At 70.7% G+C, this 20,028-nt stretch carries 16 protein-coding genes; 12 read left to right on the top strand and 4 right to left on the bottom strand.

Going from position 1 to position 20,028, the window contains the following annotated elements; translation table 11 throughout:
- Nucleotides 1-177 precede the first annotated feature (177 nt).
- The 7 genes from ABB33_RS16925 (at nt 178) to dcp (ending at nt 9,586) form a co-directional block, all read left to right on the top strand.
- Complete coding sequence (locus ABB33_RS16925) at nt 178-1,458, top strand: YaiO family outer membrane beta-barrel protein (RefSeq protein WP_152985143.1); 1,281 nt, start codon at nt 178-180, stop codon at nt 1,456-1,458.
- 13 nt (nt 1,459-1,471) lie between these two features.
- Nucleotides 1,472-3,850 carry an LTA synthase family protein gene (locus tag ABB33_RS16920; protein WP_056932864.1) on the top strand — a complete coding sequence of 793 codons (2,379 nt, stop codon included), beginning with the start codon at nt 1,472-1,474 and terminating at the stop codon, nt 3,848-3,850.
- Nucleotides 3,847-4,791 carry a hypothetical protein gene (locus ABB33_RS16915; protein WP_225546651.1) on the top strand — a complete coding sequence of 315 codons (945 nt, stop codon included), beginning with the start codon at nt 3,847-3,849 and terminating at the stop codon, nt 4,789-4,791. Before ABB33_RS16920 ends, ABB33_RS16915 begins: the two co-directional genes overlap by 4 nt.
- A 34-nt stretch (nt 4,792-4,825) precedes the next feature.
- Nucleotides 4,826-5,257, top strand: a complete 432-nt coding sequence (arfB, locus tag ABB33_RS16910) for an alternative ribosome rescue aminoacyl-tRNA hydrolase ArfB (RefSeq protein ID WP_054668193.1) — start codon at nt 4,826-4,828, stop codon at nt 5,255-5,257.
- Nucleotides 5,258-5,317: 60 nt separating this feature from the next.
- Nucleotides 5,318-5,878, top strand: a complete 561-nt coding sequence (locus tag ABB33_RS16905; RefSeq protein WP_082394210.1) for a 1-acyl-sn-glycerol-3-phosphate acyltransferase — start codon at nt 5,318-5,320, stop codon at nt 5,876-5,878.
- A 2-nt stretch (nt 5,879-5,880) separates the two neighbouring features.
- Entirely contained in the window at nt 5,881-7,317 is a 1,437-nt protein-coding gene (locus ABB33_RS16900) for a cryptochrome/photolyase family protein (RefSeq protein ID WP_056932862.1), read from the top strand.
- A gap of 112 nt (nt 7,318-7,429) precedes the next feature.
- Nucleotides 7,430-9,586 carry a peptidyl-dipeptidase Dcp gene (gene dcp, locus ABB33_RS16895; protein WP_056932861.1) on the top strand — a complete coding sequence of 719 codons (2,157 nt, stop codon included), beginning with the start codon at nt 7,430-7,432 and terminating at the stop codon, nt 9,584-9,586.
- Between the two features lie 91 nt (nt 9,587-9,677).
- Here the strand turns inward: dcp and ABB33_RS16890 are convergent, their stop codons facing one another.
- Nucleotides 9,678-9,905, bottom strand: coding sequence for a hypothetical protein (locus ABB33_RS16890; RefSeq protein WP_056932860.1), 228 nt, complete (start codon nt 9,903-9,905; stop codon nt 9,678-9,680).
- Nucleotides 9,892-10,389 (bottom strand): hypothetical protein, encoded by a 498-nt coding sequence (locus tag ABB33_RS16885; protein ID WP_056932859.1) that lies wholly within the window; start codon nt 10,387-10,389, stop codon nt 9,892-9,894. Before ABB33_RS16885 ends, ABB33_RS16890 begins: the two co-directional genes overlap by 14 nt.
- 165 nt (nt 10,390-10,554) lie before the next feature.
- Between ABB33_RS16885 and lepB the strand changes: the two genes are divergently transcribed.
- The 5 genes from lepB (at nt 10,555) to dld (ending at nt 16,669) form a co-directional block, all read left to right on the top strand.
- Complete coding sequence (gene lepB, locus ABB33_RS16880) at nt 10,555-11,184, top strand: signal peptidase I (protein ID WP_056932858.1); 630 nt, start codon at nt 10,555-10,557, stop codon at nt 11,182-11,184.
- Nucleotides 11,185-11,378: 194 nt separating this feature from the next.
- Nucleotides 11,379-13,037, top strand: a complete 1,659-nt coding sequence (gene lldP / locus ABB33_RS16875; RefSeq protein WP_056932857.1) for an L-lactate permease — start codon at nt 11,379-11,381, stop codon at nt 13,035-13,037.
- Between the two features lie 16 nt (nt 13,038-13,053).
- Complete coding sequence (lldR, locus tag ABB33_RS16870) at nt 13,054-13,839, top strand: transcriptional regulator LldR (protein ID WP_056932856.1); 786 nt, start codon at nt 13,054-13,056, stop codon at nt 13,837-13,839.
- Nucleotides 13,836-14,975: an FMN-dependent L-lactate dehydrogenase LldD gene (lldD, locus tag ABB33_RS16865; RefSeq protein WP_056932855.1), complete on the top strand. Its 1,140-nt coding sequence runs from the start codon at nt 13,836-13,838 to the stop codon at nt 14,973-14,975. Before lldR ends, lldD begins: the two co-directional genes overlap by 4 nt.
- Nucleotides 14,972-16,669 (top strand): D-lactate dehydrogenase, encoded by a 1,698-nt coding sequence (gene dld / locus ABB33_RS16860; RefSeq protein ID WP_056932854.1) that lies wholly within the window; start codon nt 14,972-14,974, stop codon nt 16,667-16,669. Before lldD ends, dld begins: the two co-directional genes overlap by 4 nt.
- Nucleotides 16,670-16,748: 79 nt before the next feature.
- On the opposite strand, the gene ABB33_RS16855 is transcribed toward dld, so the two are convergent.
- Both ABB33_RS16855 and ABB33_RS16850 read right to left on the bottom strand, forming a co-directional pair.
- Nucleotides 16,749-18,833, bottom strand: a complete 2,085-nt coding sequence (locus tag ABB33_RS16855; RefSeq protein ID WP_056932853.1) for a S9 family peptidase — start codon at nt 18,831-18,833, stop codon at nt 16,749-16,751.
- 83 nt (nt 18,834-18,916) lie between these two features.
- A complete protein-coding gene (locus tag ABB33_RS16850; protein WP_054668167.1) occupies nt 18,917-19,885 on the bottom strand; it encodes a LysR family transcriptional regulator in 969 nt (322 codons plus the stop codon).
- Nucleotides 19,886-20,028: the final 143 nt, after the last annotated feature.

Raw genomic sequence — 20,028 nt, 5'->3', positions numbered from 1 at the left:
GCAGGGTGCGTAAGCTGGACGCTGGGGCCGGGCCGGCGCGACGGCTGGTGGCGCATCCAGCGCGATGGCTCCTGGCAGCACGGTGCCGGAAGAGGGCATGCCGCCGGCCGCGTTGCCGGCCCACCCCCTCCGCCCGGACAGCGGCGGCCCCCTCCCGTGACCAACAGGAATCCTCCCGTGGCCGAGTCATCGCGTTTCCAATCCACCCACCGGTTGCTGGCGCAGTGCCTGGCACTGGCGTTGGCCGTCATGGCCGGGCCGGCGCTGGCGCAGGACACCGCGCCCGACAGCCTGGCCGCGCAGATGGCGCAGATCCGTGGCCTGGCCACCGGCGGGCAGCGCGCCGAGGCGATCGAACGCTACACCGCGCTGCTGGCCGAGCACCCGGACAACGGCGACCTGCTGCTGGCACGTGGCCGCACCTATGCCTGGGATGGCCAGTACGCGGCCGCCGAGGCGGACCTGGGCGCGGTGGTGCGCAACAGCCCCGGCTACGCCGATGCCTGGTCGGCGCTGGGCGACCTGTACCGCTGGAGCGACCGCCCGCAGCAGGCCGTCGACGCCTATTCGCGCTGGGTGGAACTGGCGCCGCAGGACCCGCAGGCGCGGATCGCGCGTGGCCGCGCGCAGCGCGACGCCGGCCAGGCCGCCGCCGCGCGGGCCGACTTCGATGCCGCGCTGGCCATGGGCGCCGACCCGGCCGAGGTCGATTCGCTGCGGCAGAGCCTGTTGCCGCGCACGGCCAACCCCGACGCGATGATCGCCGGCGGCTACCGGTGGGGTGCCAACGTCGGCTGGGACCACACCGGCTTCAGCGGCGGGCGGCAGAGCTGGAACGATGCCAACCTGACGCTGCGCCGCTATTTCGAGCGTGGCTCGCTGGGGCTGGAACTGCTGCGCGCCGATCATTTCGGCCGCAGCGACACGGCCTGGGCCCTGGACGGCTACGCGCCGCTGTGGACGCGCGCCTACGCCAACCTGCGCTACCAGCGGGGGCCATCGTCGGGCCTGCTGCCGAAGTACGCCTGGCGCGCCGAGGTGTTCCAGGGCGTGGGCAACGGCTGGGAACTGTCGGCCAGCGTCGATCACCTGCGCTTCTCCAGCGACACCGAGTTCTATGGCGTGGGCGTGGGCCGCTACGTCGGCAACTGGTACGGCCGCTACAAGCTGCAGCATGTCCCCGGGGCAGGGTCGGGCAGCTGGAGCCACCGCGTGCTGTTGCGCAATTACTACCGCGGCGATGCCGACGACTACTGGGAAGTGAGCGCCGGCACCGGTCGCAGCACCGACATGGACCGCTTCGGCACCGTGGTGCGCAACAGCAACGCCGCGGTCGGCGTGGCCTGGATGCACTATTTCGCGCCGCACTGGGGCCTCAAGCTCGGCGCCGGCTATTCCGACGACGATGCCGGCTTCGCCGAGAAGCGGGTATCGCTGTCGGTCTATTCGCGCTGGTAACCGGGACGCATCGATGAGCACGGGGCAGCAGGGCAGTGCCTACCAGCGGTTCTCCTCCGGCTTCAGGGCCCTGCTGCTGGCGCAGTCGGCGCTGGTCGCCGGTGCCGTGATCGGCGGCAGTGCCGGCATGGCGTGGAGTGGCGGCGAGAAGTGGACGGTTGCCGGCGTCGCGCTGGCGCAAGCGCTGCTGGTGCTGCTGCGCGCGGTGCCGATGCTGCTGCTGCTGTCGCTGCCGCTGCTGGCGCTGAAGCGACCCTTGCTGCGCGCCGTGGCCGTGGCCGTGCCCTGGTCGCTGCTGATCATCGCGCAGGGCATGCTCGACCAATACTACCAGGTGGCGCGCGTGCCGCTGGGTGCCGACCTGTTCGGCTACAGCCTGGCCGAGATACGTACCGCGCTGGGCGACGGTGCGCCGCTCGATGCCGGCAGCCTGCTGGCGATGAGCCTGCCGCTGCTGGTGCTGTGGGCCGGACTGTGGTGGTGGGTGCGGCGCGATGCGCGCGGCTCGGTGCTGTGGACCAGCTTGCTGCTGGTGACCGGGCTGCTGGCCTGGCTGGTGCCGTTGCCTGCCGGCGCCGCGACCCTGAAGGACGAATCGGCGCGCGGCCTGGCCAGCAACAAGCTGGCCTGGTTCGGTGCCGACGTATGGCGCTGGCGGGGCGGCGACGCGCCGGCGGCCGGGGTGGCCGATACCGGCGCGGCGCCGGCCGACCCCGGCGAGCCGGCGCTGGATCCGCATTACCCGTTCCTGCACGACGAGCGCACGCCGGACGCGCTCGGCCCGTGGTTCTCGGCGACCGCCGATGGCCGCCCGCCGAACGTGGTGGTCATCGTGGTCGAGGGGCTGGGGCGCTCGTTCTCCGGGCCGCAGGCCCCGCTGGGCAGCTTCACGCCGTTCCTCGACGAACTGGCGACCCGCAGCCTGTACTTCGACAACTTCCTGGCCAACCAGGGCCGCACCTTCGGCGTGCTGCCCAGCCTGCTGGGCTCGGCGCCGTTCGCCGACCAGGGGTTCACCGCACTGGGCGCGCGCATGCCGCCGCATCCGGGGCTGTTCAGCGTGCTCGGCCAGCAGGGTTACCACACCGCCTTCTACAACGGCACCGATACCGGCTTCGACAACGAGGGTGGTTACATGCGCCTGCAGCAGGTGCAGACGCTGGTGGACATGAACAGCTTCGGTCCCGGCTACCAGCGCAACCCGCTCAGCACCTGGGGCTATCCCGACAGGGAACTGGTGTCGCGGGTACTGGCCGACAGCAGTCGCCTGCAGCCGCCGTTCCTGCTGGCGATCCAGACCATTTCCATGCACACCAGCTACCGCTTCCCGGGGCAGGACGCCTACCTTGCGCAGTTCGCCCGGCGCCTGGGCGAGTTGCGGATTCCCGAGGCGCAGCTGCCGTCCTACCAGGCGCAGGCGGACGTCTACAGCAGCATCCTCTACACCGACGACCAGCTGCGTCGCTACTTCGAAGCGGTGGCCAGGACGCCGTGGTACGCCAATACCGTGTTCGTCATCACCGGCGACCATCGCCTGCCGGAGATCCCGATGGGCGAGCACATCGACCGCTACCACGTGCCGCTGATCATCTTCTCGCCGCTGCTCAAGCGCGCCGCGCGCATCCGTGCCGTGTCGTCGCAGCTGGATGTCACGCCGTCGCTGCTGGCCCTGCTGTCGAACACCTACGGGCTGAAGCGGCCGGCGCGGACGCCGTGGCTCGGTACCGGACTGGACATGGCCGACGCGTTCCGCAACATCCACGCGCTGCCGCTGAAGCAGACCAAGACCAGCGCCCCGGAGTACCTGGCCGAACGCTGGTGGCTGCACGACGGAAAGCTCTACCAGCTGCAGGAGGGCATGCACCTGGCCGAAGTCGACGATGCGGCGCTGCTGGCGTGGGCCAACGCGCGCCAGCAGCGCTACGCGCAGGCCAATGCGATCTTCATGCAGCAGCAGGCGCTGGACCCGGACGCGGCCAGGCCGGCGCTGGTGGCCTACCAGGCCGCGCCGCAGGTGCAGGTGCATGCGCCGGCGGGCCCGGCCATGGCCGGGCTTTCCATGGAGTCGGCGCAGGTGGCGGCCGCGGGCGGCGGCCTGCGTCTGTCGGTGGTGTTCGGCAATGGCGACGGCGCGCCCAGCCGCAAGTTCGTGCCGCTGGCGGTGCTGACCGCCGCCGACGGCAGCGAACTGCAGGAGGTGTACGGCCAGGCGCTGGAACTGCCGGCGCGCGGGCGGCAGCAGGTGGAACTGCAGCTGCCGCGGCCCGGCGCCTGCAACGAGCGCTGCTACGTTTCCGTGTTTCCGTCCGACCCTGACACCGGCAAGGCCATCGGGCAGGGGCGCTACCGCCTGCCGGTGGATGCGGTCAATGCAACAGGAACCTCGCCGTGACACACCTGCGCATGAGCCTGGGCCTGCTGTTGGTGCTGTGCGTCCTGCCGCTGGCGGCATCCGCCGGCGCCAGCCGCGCCATCTGGACCTGGGAGGCGGAGTCCTACGCGATGGTCGAGGATCCGGCGGTGGCCGATGAGGCGGTGGCCTACCTGAAGTCGCAGCACATCGACACGGTGTACCTGTACGCCGACGCGTACCGCGGCCGCAACCTGATCGTCGACCGGCCACAGCTGTACCGGGCCTTCATCGAGCGCCTGCACGGGCAGTGCATGAAGGTATACGCGCTGCTGGGCTCGGCCTATCTCAACACCGAGAACTACGTGCTGCCGGCGTACCGCGCCGAGGCCGAGGCGATGTTCCGGCGGGTGGTCGAGTACAACGCCGCGGCGCCGGCGGCGGCGCGCTTCGACGGCGTCAACCTCGATATCGAACCGCACATCCTCGACGAGTGGAACGACCAGACGCGCGAGCGCCTGCTGGTCGGCTTCCTGGACATGAGCGATGCGCTGATGCGGATCAAGCGCACGGCCGGCGCGGACCTGCAGGTGGGGCCGGCCATCCCGTTCTGGCTGGACGGCATCACCCTGGAATGGAAGGGCAGGGTGCGCCCGGTCAGCGAGCATGCCATCGACACCTACGACTACGTCGCGCTGATGGACTACCGCGACCGCGCCGAGGGCCGCGACAGCATCCTCTCGCATGCCGCCGAGGAGATCGCCTACGCCAACCGCGTCGGCAAGAAAGTGGTGATCGGGCTGGAGGTGTCCTCCAACGACATCAACAAGGTCACCTTCCACGAGGAAGGCCCGAAGGTGTTCGAGCGCGAGGTGCGCAAGGTCGAGCAGGCGCTGCGCGCGGAGCCGTCGTTCGCCGGTTTCGCCATCCACCACTACCGCGCCTACCGGCGCTGGGCCGCCCGCGACTGGCCGGAGCTGTAGCCGGGGCGGCGGTCGGCGCGCTTACAATGCGCCGATGGTCAGTGAAGCCCTCCATGTCTCGGCGCGGCTGGCGATTCCGGAAGCGGAGATCGTCGAGCGTTTCGTGCGCGCCAGCGGCGCCGGCGGGCAGAACGTGAACAAGGTTTCCAGCGCGGTCGAGCTGCGTTTCGACGTGGCCGGTTCGCCGTCGCTGCCGGAGCCGCTGCGCGCGCGCCTGCTGGCGCAGCGCGACCGGCGCCTCACCGACGGCGGCGTGCTGGTGATCGACGCGCAGCGCTTCCGCACCCAGGAGCGCAACCGCGCCGACGCGCGCGAGCGCCTGGCCGACTTCATCCGTGCCGGGATGGTGGTGCCCAAGGCCCGGGTCGCGACCAAGCCCACCCACGGCTCCAGGATGCGCCGGCTGGAACAGAAGAAGGAGCGCGCGCAGGTCAAGCGCGGCCGCTCGCAACGCAACTGGGAGTAACGCTTGGACAACACCGCTTCGCCGGCCCGGGGGCCGGTGGTTCCGCCCGTTCCCGCGAACGTGCCGCACGTTCGCGGCAGCGGTTTCGTCCGCTGGCTGGGGCGCACGGTCCTGCGCCTGGGCGGCTGGCGCGTGCTCGGGCCGATTCCCGACCTGGGCAGGGCAGTGGTCATCGCCGCGCCGCATTCGTCCAACTGGGACGGCCTGTGGGGGCTGGCGGCGAAGATGGCGCTGGGCATCGAGGCGCGCATCCTGGGCAAGGACAAGCTGTTCTGGTGGCCGCTGGGCGCGGTGCTGCGGCGGCTGGGCGTGGTGCCGCTGGACCGCAGTTCGCCGCAGGGCACGGTGGGACAGGCGGTGGCGATGATCCAGGGCAGCGAGCGCATCTGGTTCGCGCTGGCGCCGGAAGGCACGCGCAAGCCGGTGAAGGAATGGAAGAGCGGCTTCATCCGCATCGCGCGCATGGCGCAGGTGCCGATCGTGCCGGCCTATTTCCACTACCCGGACAAGGTCATCGGCTTCGGCGCGCCGTTCCACACCAGCGGCGATGATGCCGCGGACATGGCGGCGGTGCGCCGCTGGTACCGGCCGTGGATCGGCCGCAACCGCGGCACGGTGTAGCCATGGGCGTCGCACTGGTCTGGTTGCGCGACGATCTGCGCCTGGATGACCACCCGGCCCTGCGCGCGGCGCTGGACCGCGGCCTGCGGCCGCTGCCGGTCTACATCCACGCCCCGGAAGAGGAAGGCGACTGGGCACCGGGCGCGGCGTCGCGTGCGTGGCGCCGGCGCACCCTGGCGGCGCTTGCCGAAGCGCTGCAGCGGCGCGGTTCGCGGCTGCTGCTGGCGCGCGGGCCGACGCTCGCCACGCTGCAGGCGCTGGCCGCGCGCACCGGCGCCGAGGCGGTGCTGTGGACCCGTCGCTACGAGCCGGCGGTCGAACAGCGCGACGCGCACATCAAGCGCAGCCTGCGCCAGGCCGGCCTGCACGCGGAGAGCTTCAACGGCGCACTGTTGTTCGAACCATGGGAGCTGGCGACCCGGCAGGGCGACCCGTACCGCGTGTTCACGCCGTTCTGGAAATCGGCACGCGCGCACTGGCGGGCCCTTTCGACCTGGGATGCGCCGGAACGGCTGCCCGCGCTGGACGCGCTCGACCTGCCCGCCGGCGAGCGCCTGGACGACCTGCTGCCGGCGCCGTCCCCGGCGTGGGATGGGGGGTTCTGGCCGCACTTCACGCCCGGCGAGGACGGTGCCCGCGCGGCGATGCAGGCCTTCCTCGACGGTGCCGTGCATGGCTATGCGCAGGGCCGCGACTTCGCCGCCGAAGCCGGCACCTCGCGGCTGTCGCCGCACCTGCACCACGGCGAGCTGTCGGTGCGGCGCATCGCCGCGGCGGTGCTGGCCGCCGGCGACGCCATCGCCGAACCCGACCGCGACCGCTTCCTCGCCGAACTGGGCTGGCGCGAGTTCGCCCACCACGTGCTGCACCACTATCCGCGAGTACCCGACCACAACCTCGACCCGCGCTTCGACGACTTCCCGTGGGCTGCGGCCGACGAGCCGCGGCTGGAGGCGTGGCGGCGCGGGCGCACCGGGGTGCCGATCGTCGATGCCGGCATGCGCGAGTTGTGGCATACCGGCTGGATGCACAACCGCGTGCGCATGGTGGTGGCCAGCTGGCTGACCAAGCACCTGCGCCAGCACTGGCTGCACGGTGCGCGCTGGTTCTGGGACACGCTGCTGGATGCCAACCTGGCCAACAACACCCAGGGCTGGCAGTGGACCGCCGGCACCGGCGCCGACGCGGCACCGTATTTCCGCGTGTTCAACCCGGTCAGCCAGGCGCGCCGGTTCGACCCGGAGGGCGCCTATATCGCGCGCTGGGTGCCGGAGCTGGCGCGGCTGCCGCTGCCGGCGCGTTTCGCGCCCTGGGAGCACCCGGAACTGGCCCGGCGGGTCGCGCCGGGCTACCCGGCGCGGCCGCAGGTGGACCTGGCCGCGGGCCGCGCCGCGGCGCTGGCCGCGTTCGCCGCGCTGCGCGGCGGGCGGGCCGGCTGAGCAGGCGACAGCCGCCGCACACCCAGGCGCCACCACCGGCACATGCCAGCGTACGGCCGAGGGAGTAGGGTGCGTGATCGCACGCATCCCCCGTCCCGCAGGAGCACGTTACATGTCGCGCACCCTCATTCTGGCCGCCGCCATCAGCCTCGCGCTGGCGGCCTGTTCCGGCAAGGAGTCCACTGCCCCCGTGACCACCGAGACCGCCCCCGCCGGCCAGCCCGCCGACGCTTCGACCAATCCGTTCATGACCGCCAGCACGCTGCCGTTCCAGGCGCCGGCGTTCGACCGGATCAAGGACGGCGACTACCTGCCGGCGTTCGAGGAAGGCATGCGCCAGCAACTGGCCGAGATCGCCCGGATCACCGCCAACGCCGAACCGGCCAGCTTCGACAACACCCTGCTGCCGCTGGAGAAATCCGGCGCCATCCTCGACCGCACCAGCCGCGTGTTCTTCGGCGTGGTGCAGGCCGACACCAATCCGGAACGGCAGAAGATCCAGGAACAGGTGATCCCGAAGCTGGCCGCGCACAGCGATGCCATCCACCTGGACCCCAGGCTGTTCGAGCGGGTGAAGGCGGTCTATGACGCCCGCGCCGGCGCTGGGCTCGATCCGGAGCAGCTGCGCGTGGTCGAGGAAACCTACAAGGGCTTCGTCAAGGCCGGCGCCCAGCTCAGCGATACCGACAAGGAAACGCTCAAGCGCTACAACGCCGAGGAAGCCACGCTCGCCAACGACTTCCACAACAAGCTGGTCGCGGCTACCGCCGCCGGCGCGGTGGTGGTGGAGGACAAGGACACGCTGGCCGGGTTGTCCGATGGCGACATCGCCGCCGCGGCCGAAGCGGCCAAGGACCGCAAGCTCGACGGCAAGTGGGTGCTGGCGCTGCAGAACACCACCCAGCAGCCGGTGCTGGCGTCGCTGCGCGACCGCGCGCTGCGCGCCAGGGTGCTGCAGGCTTCGGAGACCCGCACCGAGCAGGGCGACGGCAACGACACGCGCGCGATCATCCAGCGCCTGGCGCAGCTGCGCGCGGCCAAGGCCAAGCTGCTGGGCTTCCCGAACTACGCCGCCTACAACCTCACCGACCAGATGGCGCAGACCCCGGCCAACGCGCTGAAACTGCTGACCGACACCGTGCCGGCCGCCACCGCCAAGGCGCGCGGCGAACTGGCCGAGATCCAGAAGGTCATCGATGCCCAGAATGGCGGCTTCAAGGCCACGGCGTCGGACTGGGATTTCTATGCCGAGCAGGTACGCAAGGCGAAGTACGACCTGGACGAGGCGCAGATCAAGCCGTACTTCGAGCTCGACAACGTGCTGCAGAACGGCGTGTTCTTCGCCGCCAACCAGCTCTACGGGGTGACGTTCAAGGAGCGCAAGGACATCCCGGTCTACCACCCGGACGTGCGCGTGTTCGAGGTCACCGACGCCGATGGCAAGCCGCTGGCGCTGTTCTACGCCGACTTCTTCAAGCGCGACAGCAAGTCCGGCGGTGCATGGATGGACGTGTTCGTCGAACAGGACGGCCTGGCCGGCACCCGGCCGGTGGTCTACAACGTGTGCAACTTCACCAAGCCCGCGGCCGGCCAGCCGGCGTTGCTGAGCTGGGACGACGTCACCACGATGTTCCATGAGTTCGGCCACGCCCTGCACGGCATGTTCTCCAACACCCGCTACCCGAGCGTGGCCGGTACCGGCGTGCCGCGCGACTTCGTCGAGTTCCCGTCGCAGTTCAACGAGCACTGGGCATCGGACCCGAAGGTGTTCGCCAACTATGCGAAGCACTACCAGAGCAGGGAGCCGATGCCGCAGGCGCTGGTGGACAGGATCGCCAAGGCCAGGACCTTCAACCAGGGCTATGCCACCACCGAATACCTGGCCGCGGCGCTGCTCGACCTGGCCTGGCACACGCAGGGCGCCGACGCGCCGCAGCAGGACGTGGGCACGTTCGAAGCCGCGGCGCTGAAGCAGTACCGCGTCGACCTGGCGCAGGTGCCGCCGCGTTACCGCAGCAGCTACTTCGACCACATCTGGGGCGGCGGCTATTCGGCCGGCTACTACGCCTATTTCTGGGCGGAGATGATCGACCACGATGCCTTCGAGTGGTTCAAGGAGCATGGCGGCCTGACCCGCGAGAACGGCCAGGTGTTCCGCGACAGGATCCTGTCCATCGGCAACACCCGCGACCTGGCCACCGCCTATCGCGAGTTCCGCGGCAAGGATCCGAGCGTGGAGCCGTTGCTGAAGAACCGCGGGCTGAAGTAAGCGATCCGGCCCGCGCCTGCAGCGCGCACGGCAGGGGCGACCCTGCCGTGCGCATGTGCATGACCGGTGGCGCTGCCGGCGCCGGGAGCGATCACAGGCGCACGAGCATCAACAGGCGCACCTGCGCCGGCGTCGCCTCGTGCCTGCGCGCCGCCAGCACGCAGATGTGCTGCAGCGGGGCCTGTGGATCGTCGCCCGGCGGATCGCCGACGCCGCTGCCGACGCTGACGGCGAGCTGCCCCCACCAGCGTGGATGGCCGTCGGCGAGGATCTCGTAACCGGCGGCGTAGTGGCGGATGCCACCATCAGGTGCCGACATGCACCCGCTCACCGGCCTCACTGCAGGCCAGGTGCTCCAATGCCACCTCCAGCGCCAGCACGTAGCTCTGCGCGCCGCACCCGTGGGCGACCGCAAGGCGGTGGCCCGCGTTCTCCGGCAGCTGCGCCGGGTTGGCATCGGCGGCGGTGTCATGTACTTCGACATAGGCGTTGCGCAGGCGCGGCAACAGCCGCCGCAGCCGCTCGCTGGAGACGCAGGCGCCGGGCGCCAGCAGCACGACGTCGGCCGGGTCGTGGTCGGCAACGCACAGGGCCTCGATGAGTTCCTGTTCGGAGCGGCAGTCGCGCAGGGCCAGCGTGGTGTCGGCCTCGAGCGCACGGCTGACCACCGATTGCAGCACCGCGGCGGGCAGCGGGGCGGGCATGTGGGGCGCGTTGCCGGGCAGGTCGGGCCCGCGCAGCAGGAAGACCGACTGCGGCCTGTGGGCCGGCGCGGGGGTGGGGTGCAGGCAGGGACGAGGCATGATGGCTGGATGTCAGGCGCGGGAAGCGCGGTGACGCCACGATGCGCCGCCGGCGCGTAAAACCGCCATGCCGCCAGGCCGCTGGCGGCGTAAACAATGCGTAGCTTCGGGAACTTGCCGGCCGCCGCCGGGGTCGCATGCGGCAGTACCCGGAGGGAGCGCGCCATGCATGTCGATTCGTCCACCCGTCCCGGCCGCGTGCCACGGAGGCCGTGGCAGTGGCTCCGCAGGGAGGCGCCGCCGCTGGCGCTGATGCTGCTGTTGCTGTGCGCCGCGCGCGACACGCTGGCCAATCACTACCAGGTGCCCAGCGGCTCGATGCAGCCCACGCTGCAGCCCGGCGACCGCATCGTGGTGGACATGCGCGCCTATGGCCTGCGCCTTCCGTTCAGCAGCATCCAGTTGCTCGATACCGGCCACCCCCGGCGCGGCGATGTCGCCGTGTTCGACTCGCCGGTCGACGGCACGCGGCTGGTCAAGCGCGTGGTGGCGGTGGCCGGCGACCGGGTGGAACTGCACGATGGCTACCTGCGCATCAACGGCCGGCCGCTGAGCCGGATGCCCCGGCAGGAGGCTTTCGGCACCCGCCAGGTGACGCTGGACCTGGACGCCGGCGGTGGACCGGACATCGACGGCATCACCGTGCCCACGGGCAAGCTGCTGGTACTGGGCGACCATCGCGGCAACAGTTTCGACGGGCGCTTCTTTGGCCTGGTCGATGCCGACAAGGTGTATGGCAGGGCGCGGGCGGTGTACTGGCGGCGGGGCGAGGGACTCGCCTGGCGGCCGCTGTAGCGCTGGCCCCGTCGGGGGCTTTGGCAAATTGGTCGGTCCAATATCCTGCGAAAACCTGTGATTTAATGCGCACTCCGCGGTGCGCACGCTTGCATCAGTGCCCGTCGGGCCACAAGCCATGCATTGGTCATACCAATTGTGGTGCCGTGGGATGCCTGCCGTGTGCAGGCGCCACCCCTCCATCGGGAGTCGACATGCAGCCCTGGCAACAACTGTACGACCCGGCCGGCAACATCTGGCTGTCCAGTCTGATCGCGCTGTTGCCCATCGCCTTCTTCTTCGTCGCGCTGGCGGTGCTGCGCATGAAGGGCTGGCTGGCCGGCACGCTCACCGTCGCCATCGCCCTGGGCGTGGCACTGCTGTTCTACCGGATGCCGCCGCTGCAGGCGCTGGGCGCGGCGCTGTACGGCTTCGTCTACGGCCTGTGGCCGATCGCCTGGATCATTCTCGGCGCGGTGTTCCTGTACAAGGTCTCGGTCCGGACCGGCCAGTTCGACATCATCCGCGCCTCGATCCTGTCGGTGACCGCGGACCAGCGCCTGCAGATGCTGATGGTCGGGTTCGCCTTCGGCGCGTTCCTGGAAGGCGCGGCCGGGTTCGGCGCACCGGTGGCGATCACCGCCGCACTGCTGGTCGGGCTGGGCTTCAAGCCGCTGTACGCGGCGGGCCTGTGCCTGATCGCCAACACCGCGCCGGTGGCGTTCGGGGCGATGGGCATCCCGATCATCGTCGCCGGCCAGGTGACCGGGCTGGACGCGTTCGAGATCGGGCAGATGGCCGGCCGCCAGCTGCCGTTCCTGACCCTGGTCGTGCTGTTCTGGATCATGGCGATCATGGATGGCTGGCGCGGCATCCGCGAAACCTGGCCGGCGGTGCTGGTGGCCGGCGGCGCGTTCGCCCTGGCGCAGTACCTGACCTCCAACTTCCTCGGCCCGGAGCTGCCGGACATCACCGCGTCGCTGGCGTCGCTGGTGTGCCTGACCCTGTTCCTGCGCCGCTGGCAGCCGCGGCGCATCTTCCGCTTCGACGACGCCGGCGATGCCGGTGCCGCCACCCCGGTGGTGGAAGTGCCGCGCTACAGCGCCGGCCGCATCATCCGCGCGTGGTCGCCGTTCCTGATCCTCACCGCGCTGGTCACGCTGTGGAGCATCAAGCCGTTCAAGGCGCTGTTCGCCGCCGGAGGGCCGTTGCAGCACTGGGTACTGAAGCTGCCGGTGCCGGGGCTGGACGGCCAGGTGAGCAAGATGCCGCCGATCGTCGATGCGCCTACCGCCTACGACGCCGTGTACAAGTTCGACTGGTTCTCGGCCACCGGGACCTCGATCCTGCTCGCCGCGCTGATCGCCATCGTCGTGCTGCGGATGCCGGCCCGGGCCGCGCTGTCCACCTTCGGCGAGACCGTGCGCGAACTGCGCACGCCCATCTACTCGATCGGCATGGTGCTGGCGTTCGCCTTCATCGCCAACTATTCGGGGTTGTCGGCGACGTTGGCCCTGGCGCTGGCGCATACCGGCGATGCGTTCACGTTCTTCTCGCCGTTCCTGGGCTGGCTGGGCGTGTTCCTGACCGGCTCGGACACGTCCTCCAACGCGCTGTTCTCGGCGCTGCAGGCCACCACTGCGCAGCAGATCGGCGTGTCCGACGTGCTGCTGGTGGCGGCCAACACCACCGGTGGCGTCACCGGCAAGATGATCTCGCCGCAGTCCATCGCCATCGCCTGCGCGGCGGTGGGGCTGGCCGGCAGGGAGGCCGACCTGTTCCGGTTCACCATCAAGCACAGCCTGGCGTTCACGGTGATGGTCGGGGTGATCACCAGCGCACAGGCATGGTGGCTGACGTGGATGATTCCCTGAGCGGCACAATGGCGGCATGAACATGCATCAGCAAACACCGCAGCGGGTATCGGACCGGGTCGCCACGCAACTGCGCGCGCTGGTGGAAGAGCGGCAGCTGCAGCCAGGCGAGCGCCTGCCCGCCGAGCGCACCTTGGCGGCGCAGCTGGGGGTGTCGCGCACCGCGCTGCGCGAGGCCATCGCCCAGCTGAGCAGCCAGGGCCTGCTGGTCGCGCGCGTGGGTGGCGGTACCTTCGTGGCCGAACCGGCGGCACGCGCGCGGCAGGCCATCGAAGAGCCGCTGGCGCCCTACCTGCCGCTGTTCCAGGGCGACCCGGAATACCGCTTCGACGTGCTGGAGATCCGCCATGCGCTGGAAGGCGCCGCGGCCTGGCATGCCGCGCTGCGTGCCACCGCCGAGGACCGCGCGCGCATCGCCCGCGCCTTCGCCACCATGATGGATGCGCACGGCAAGGACGACCCCGCCGGCGAAGCCAGCGCCGATGCCGACTTCCACCTGTCCATCGCCGAGGCCTCGCACAACCTGGTGCTGCTGCAGGTGATGCGCGGCCTGTTCGACCTGCTGCAGACCAACATCTCGCAGAGCCGCGAGCGGCTGTACACCTCGCCGCGCACCTTCTCGCCGCTGTCCGAGCAGCACCGCGAGATGATGGACGCGGTGCTGGCCGGTGACCCGCAACGCGCGCGCGCCGCCGCGCTGTCCCACCTGGAGTTCGTGCACACCACGCTGCGCACGCTCGACGAAAACGAGGCCCGGCGCGCACGGGCTTCGCGCCTGCCTTCCGCCACGGCCGACCCATGATCATCTCCGCTTCCACCGACTACCGCGCGGCCGCAAAGCGTCGCCTGCCGCCGTTCCTGTTCCATTACATCGACGGCGGCGCCTACGCCGAGCACACGCTGCGCCGCAACGTATCGGACCTGGCCGACATCGCCCTGCGCCAGCGCGTGCTGCGCGACATGGCCGACCTGAGCCTGGACACCACGTTGTTCGGCGAACGCCTGGCGATGCCGGTGGCGCTGGCGCCGGTCGGGTTGACCGGCATGTACGCGCGCCGCGGCGAGGTGCAGGCCGCGCGCGCGGCCGACAGCCGTGGCGTGCCTTTCACCCTGTCCACCGTGTCGGTGTGCCCGATCGAGGAAGTGGCGCCGGCGCTCCGGCGGCCGATGTGGTTCCAGCTGTACGTGCTGCGCGACCGGGGCTTCATGCGCAATGCGCTGGAGCGCGCGCAGGCGGCGGGCGTGAGCACCCTGGTGTTCACCGTGGACATGCCGGTGCCGGGCGCGCGCTACCGCGACGAGCATTCGGGCATGAGCGGGCCCAACGCGGCGCTGCGCCGCTATGCGCAGGCGCTGGCCCACCCGCGCTGGGCGTTCGACGTGGGCCTGCGCGGGCGTCCGCACGACTTGGGCAACATCTCCGCCTACCGTGGCCACCCGACCGGGCTGGAGGACTACATCGGCTGGCTCGGCAGCAATTTCGATCCGTCGATCTCGTGGAAGGACCTGGAGTGGATCCGCGCGTTCTGGAAGGGGCCGATGCTGATCAAGGGCATCCTCGACCCGGACGACGCGCGCGATGCGGTCAGGTTCGGTGCCGACGGCATCGTCGTTTCCAACCACGGCGGGCGCCAGCTCGACGGCGTGCCGTCCACCGCGCGCGCGCTGCCGGCAATCGCCGATGCGGTGCAGGGCGAACTGAAGATCCTGGCCGATTCGGGCATCCGTACCGGCCTGGACGTGGTGCGCATGCTCGCGCTCGGCGCCGATGCCGTGCTGCTGGGCCGCGCCTTCGTCTACGCGCTGGCGGCGCGCGGCGAAGCCGGCGTCGCCCATCTGCTGGACCTGGTCGCCAGCGAGATGCGGGTGGCGATGACCCTGACCGGCGCGCGCCGCATTGCCGACATCGGCCGCGATTCGCTGGTGCGGCTGCGGTGAGCGCCGCGCTGCTGGGGCGCCTGCGCGAAGCGGTCGGCCAGCGCCATGTGCTGACCGGCGACAAGGCCACGCGCCGCTTCCGCAGGGGCTACCGCTTCGGCGAGGGCCCGGTGCTGGCGGTGGTGCGGCCGGGCACGCTGCTGCAGCTGTGGCAGGTGCTGCAGGCGGCGGTGCAGGCGGGTGCGGCGATCATCCTGCAGGCGGCCAACACCGGGCTCACCGGCGGCTCCACGCCCGATGGCGATGACTATGGCCGTCCCGTGGTGCTGGTCAGCACGCTTCGCCTGGAAGGCATCCAGTTGCTGGACGGCGGGCGCCAGGTGCTGTGCCTGCCGGGCGCCACCCTCGACCGGCTGGAGCAGGTGCTGGCGCCGCTCGGGCGCGAGCCGCATTCGGTGATCGGCTCCTCGTGCATCGGCGCCTCGGTGCTGGGCGGCATCTGCAACAACTCCGGCGGGGCGCTGGTGCGCCGCGGGCCGGCGTATACCGAACTGGCGCTGTTCGCGCAGGTTGATGCCGATGGCCGGCTGCACCTGGTCAATCACCTTGGCATCGCGCTGGGCGACAGTCCGGAGGAGATCCTCACGCGCCTGCAGGCCGGCGATTACCGCGCGGCCGACGTCGGCAGTGGCGGGGGCCGCGCCGCCTCCGACCCGCACTACGCCGCGCAGGTGCGGCAGGTGGATGCCGGCACGCCGGCGCGGTTCAACGCCGACCCGGCGCGGCTGCACGAGGCATCGGGCTCGGCCGGTAAGCTGGCGGTGTTCGCGGTTCGCCTGGATACCTTCGAGAAGGAGCCGGCCGAGGTCTTCTACATCGGCAGCAACCGCACCGACAGCCTCACCGCGCTGCGGCGCCAGCTGCTCACCGGCTTCGAGCGGCTGCCGATTTCCGGCGAATACATCCACCGCGATGCCTATGACATCGGCGAGCGTTACGGCAAGGACGTGTTCCTGCTGATCGACCGGCTCGGCACCGCGCGCGTGCCGGCCGCGTTCGCCTGGAAGAGCCGCATCGATGGCTGGTTCGAGCAGTGGGGCCTGCGCGGGACCAGCGACCGGGTGCTGCAGGCGCTGACCGGCCTGCTGCCCGCGCACCTGCCGCCGCGCATGCGCCAGTTCCGCCAGCGCTACGAGCACCACCTGCTGCTGAAGGTCTCCGCGCGCGACGCGGCGGAGACCGAGGCCTGGCTGCGCGGCTTCTTCGACGGCCATGAAGGCGGCTTCTTCCGCTGCACCGCGGACGAGGGACGCAAGGCGTTCCTGCACCGCTTCGCGGTGGCCAGCGCCGCGGTGCGCTACCGCGAGGTGCACCGCGACCGGGTGCAGGACATCGTCGCCCTGGACATCGCGTTGCGCCGCGACGACCGCGACTGGTTCGAGCGGTTGCCGGCCGAGCTCGACGCGCGCCTGCTGCACAAGCTGTACTACGGGCACTTCCTGTGCCACGTGTTCCACCAGGACTACATCGCGCGCAAGGGCGAGGACCCGCTGGCGATCGAGCACGCGATGTGGGCGCTGCTGGACGCGCGCGGTGCCGAGTACCCGGCCGAGCACAATGTCGGCCACCTGTATCCGGCCAAGCCGGCGCTGGCCGCGTTCTACCAGCGGTTGGATCCCGGCAATACCTTCAACCCCGGCATCGGCCAGACCAGCAAGCGGGCCGGCTGGCAGGGCTGCGACTGCACGCACTGAACGCCCGCCCGGCGCGGCCGTGCCGATGCAGTGCGGACGGCCCGCTCCGGTGGAGTGGGCCGCCCGTGCCGCGCCCGCGTCAGCGGCGGATGTCCTGCACGTGGGTGCCGATCGCCTCGGCCAGGCCCGGCACCCCGTCCGCACCGGTCGGCACGGTGATGCTGGAACCGTTGAAATCACCGCCGATGGGCTGCGCCCGTCCACCCAGGCACTGCGCCAGGAAGCCTTCGGTCACGGCGTTGAACGCCTTGCTGTTCTCGGGGCGCGCGAAGCCATGGCCCTCGTCCGGGAACAGCACGTAGGTGACCGGGATGTGCTTGTCGGTCATCGCCTTGACGATCTGGTCGCTCTCGGCCTGGCGCACGCGCGGGTCATTGGCGCCCTGGCCGATCAGCAGCGGCCGGGTGATGGCGGCGACCCGGGTCAGCGGCGAGCGTTCGGCCAGCAGCTGCTTGCCGGCCGCGGTGCGGGGGTCGCCCACGCGCCGGGCGAACTGCTCGAAGAACGCGGCCCAGTAGGGCGGAATGGTGGACAGCAGGGTATCGAGGTTGGAGGGGCCGACGATGTCCACGCCGCACTTGAACGCGTCGGGGGTGAAGGTGAGCCCGACCAGGGTGGCGTAGCCACCGTAGCTGCCGCCCATGATCGCGACCTGCTCACGCGTCGTCACGCCGTTCTTCACCGCCCAGTCCACCGCGTCGATCAGGTCGTCGTGCATCTTGCCGGCCCATTCGCCGTCACCGGCATTGGTGAAGGCCTTGCCGAAGCCGGTGGAGCCGCGGTAGTTGACCGACAGGACCGCATAGCCCCGGTTGGCCAGCCACTGGTGGTAGGCGTCGTAGCCATAGATGTCGCGCGCCCACGGCCCGCCGTGCACCAGCAGCACCATCGGCACCGGCGCGTCGGCCTTGCCGTCGCCATTGGCGTCGGCGGTGCGCGGCAGGGTGAGGTAGCTGACCAGGGTCAGCCCGTCGCGCGAGCGGATTTCCTGCGGCCACTGCGCCGCCAGCGCCTTGCCTTCCAGCGCCGGTCGCGCGGAGAACAGTTTCTCCGGGGTGCCGCCACGGGCATAGCGGTAATAGGTGACCGGCGACTCGGCGGCGGAGTAGGCGACGATCCAGGTTTTGTCGTCCAGGGTGCGCGAGGTGACGCTGAAGCTGCCCGGGCCGATGGCCTTGAGCGTGTCCAGGTCCGGTGCGATGGCCGGGTCGACCGCCTTCCACTCGTTCTTCAGGTAATTGACCGCCACCGCCTGCGCGCGCTGGGTCATCGGGTGGTCGAGGGCGTCGTCGATGTCGGCGCGCGCGTCCTCGTGGACCAGCGTCTTCGCCCCCGTGCCGGCGTCGATGGCATACAGCGCCGCGGTATCGCGGCCGCGCGAGTCGAAGAAGTAGCGGGTCTTGCCGTCGCTGGTGTAGCCGCCCGGGAAGCTGGTCAGGGAGTCGGCGAACGGGATCTCGCCGGTGACCTTCCAGCCGCCCTTGCCATCGGGTTCGAGCAGGTCGTTGCCGCCGTCCTCGCGCGCGCGGCTGGCCATCCTGACCTTGAAGTCCGGGTCGGCGATGTAGCCGGCGATCCGCCCGGTGTTCTTTTCCAGCAGCGTGCGCTGGCCGCTGGCCAGGTCCACCCGGTACAGGTCGTGCCACTTCGGGTCGCGGTCGTTCATCGCCACCAGCACCGATTCCGGATGCAGGTGGCTGACCCCGACGACCTCGGCGCGGGTGGCCGGGAAGTCGCTCAGGTCGCGCGCCTGCCCGCTGGCCAGGTCCACCGAGAACAGGTGGAAGTTCTCGTCGCCGCCGGTATCGCGCAGGTACAACAGGGTGTCGGGGCGGTGGCTCCAGACGTACTGGCGGATGCCGCGCGCCTTGTCCGCGGTTACCGCGCGTGCCTTGCCGATGTCGTCGGCCGGGGCGACCCAGACGTTCAGCACGCCGTCGACCGCGGCGACCCAGCCCAGGTACCGGCCGTCGGGGCTGATCTGCACGTTGGCACGCTCGGGGTTGCCGAACAGGGCGTCGCGCGGGATCAGTTCGGGTGGGGCGGCCGGCGCGCCGGTGGCCGCCGGTGCGGCCGGCGTTGCGCTGCCGGCAGGCGTGCGGTTGCAGGCGGAAAGGGACAGGGCGAGGGCGAGGCTGACAGCGAACAGCAGCGTGCGATCCATGGCAGAACTCCGGTATGCCGCGCTGGCGGGTGCGGCAACGCTAGCGCGGAACCAGGGGCGCTGCGTTAAGCCCGGCAGCGCTCCTACCGCTCCGAATGCCCGGTGTCGTCGTACTGCCGCGGAGCGAACAGGTCGGGCCGGATCAGCGCGATGAAGGCGCGCGCCTGCGGCGACAGCACCTTGCCGCGGCGCACCGTCACCCCGTAGCTGCGGGTGGGGAAGTAGCGCGCCATCGGGCGGATCGCCAGCCGCTCGCGGTCGGCGTCGTTGAGGCACAGCGCGGTCACGATGGAGATGCCCATACCCATTGCCACGTACTGCTTGATCACCTCCCAGCCGCCTACTTCCAGTGCCACGGTGTAGGGCACGCGGTGACGCTGGAACACCAGGTCGACCAGCCGCCAGGTGATCTGCCGCTTCGGCGGCAGGATCAGCGGGAAGGCGGAGAGGTCGTCCAGGGTCAGTTCGCGCTTGCCGGCCAGCGGGTGCCCGCGCGGGGTGATCAGCACCTGCTCGAAATCGTAGACCGGCGCGTAGCTCAGGTCGCCCGGTACATCCAGCATCGAGCCCACGGCGAGGTCGGCGGCGTCGCCGCGCAGCAGTTCGGTGCCGTCGGCGCTGATCGCGTCCTGCAGTACCAGCCGCACGTCGGGGTGGTGCTGGCGGAACGCCTCGACGATCTTCGGCAGCAGGTACAGGATCGTCGAGGTATTGGCGGCCACGGTCAGCTCGCCTGCGTCCAGCCCGCGGACCTTGTCGCGGAAGCTGGCTTCCAGCCCGTCCAGGCTCTCCACCAGCGGCTGCGCCATCTCGTACAGCAACTGGCCCTCGCGGCTGGGCACCAGACGCCGGCCGCTGCGTTCGAACAGCACCACCCCCAGCTCCCGTTCCAGCGCCTGCAGCTGCAGGCTCACCGCCGGCTGGCTGACGAACAGCGCCTCCGAGGCACGCGACACCGAGCCCAGGCGGACCGTCTGGCAGAACGCGCGCAGCGGCTTGAGCCGGTCGGACTTGTAGGAAAAACGCGGGTTTACGGGCTTCTTCGTCGCCATCCAGTCTGATTATTAGCACAACTTATGTTGGGTATTGCAAAAACTGTTTTGATAAATAAGTGACCGCGGCGGCACGGTGGAGTCCCCCGACACACGCAGGGTTCCGCCATGTCCGCCGTCGCCACCTCCGTTCCGTCCACGCC

It is taken from the genome of Stenotrophomonas acidaminiphila (genome assembly GCF_001431595.1).
Lineage (GTDB): Bacteria > Pseudomonadota > Gammaproteobacteria > Xanthomonadales > Xanthomonadaceae > Stenotrophomonas > Stenotrophomonas acidaminiphila.
Note: the sequence above shows the minus strand (reverse complement) of the source record. Positions and strands in the feature narration are given on the sequence as shown.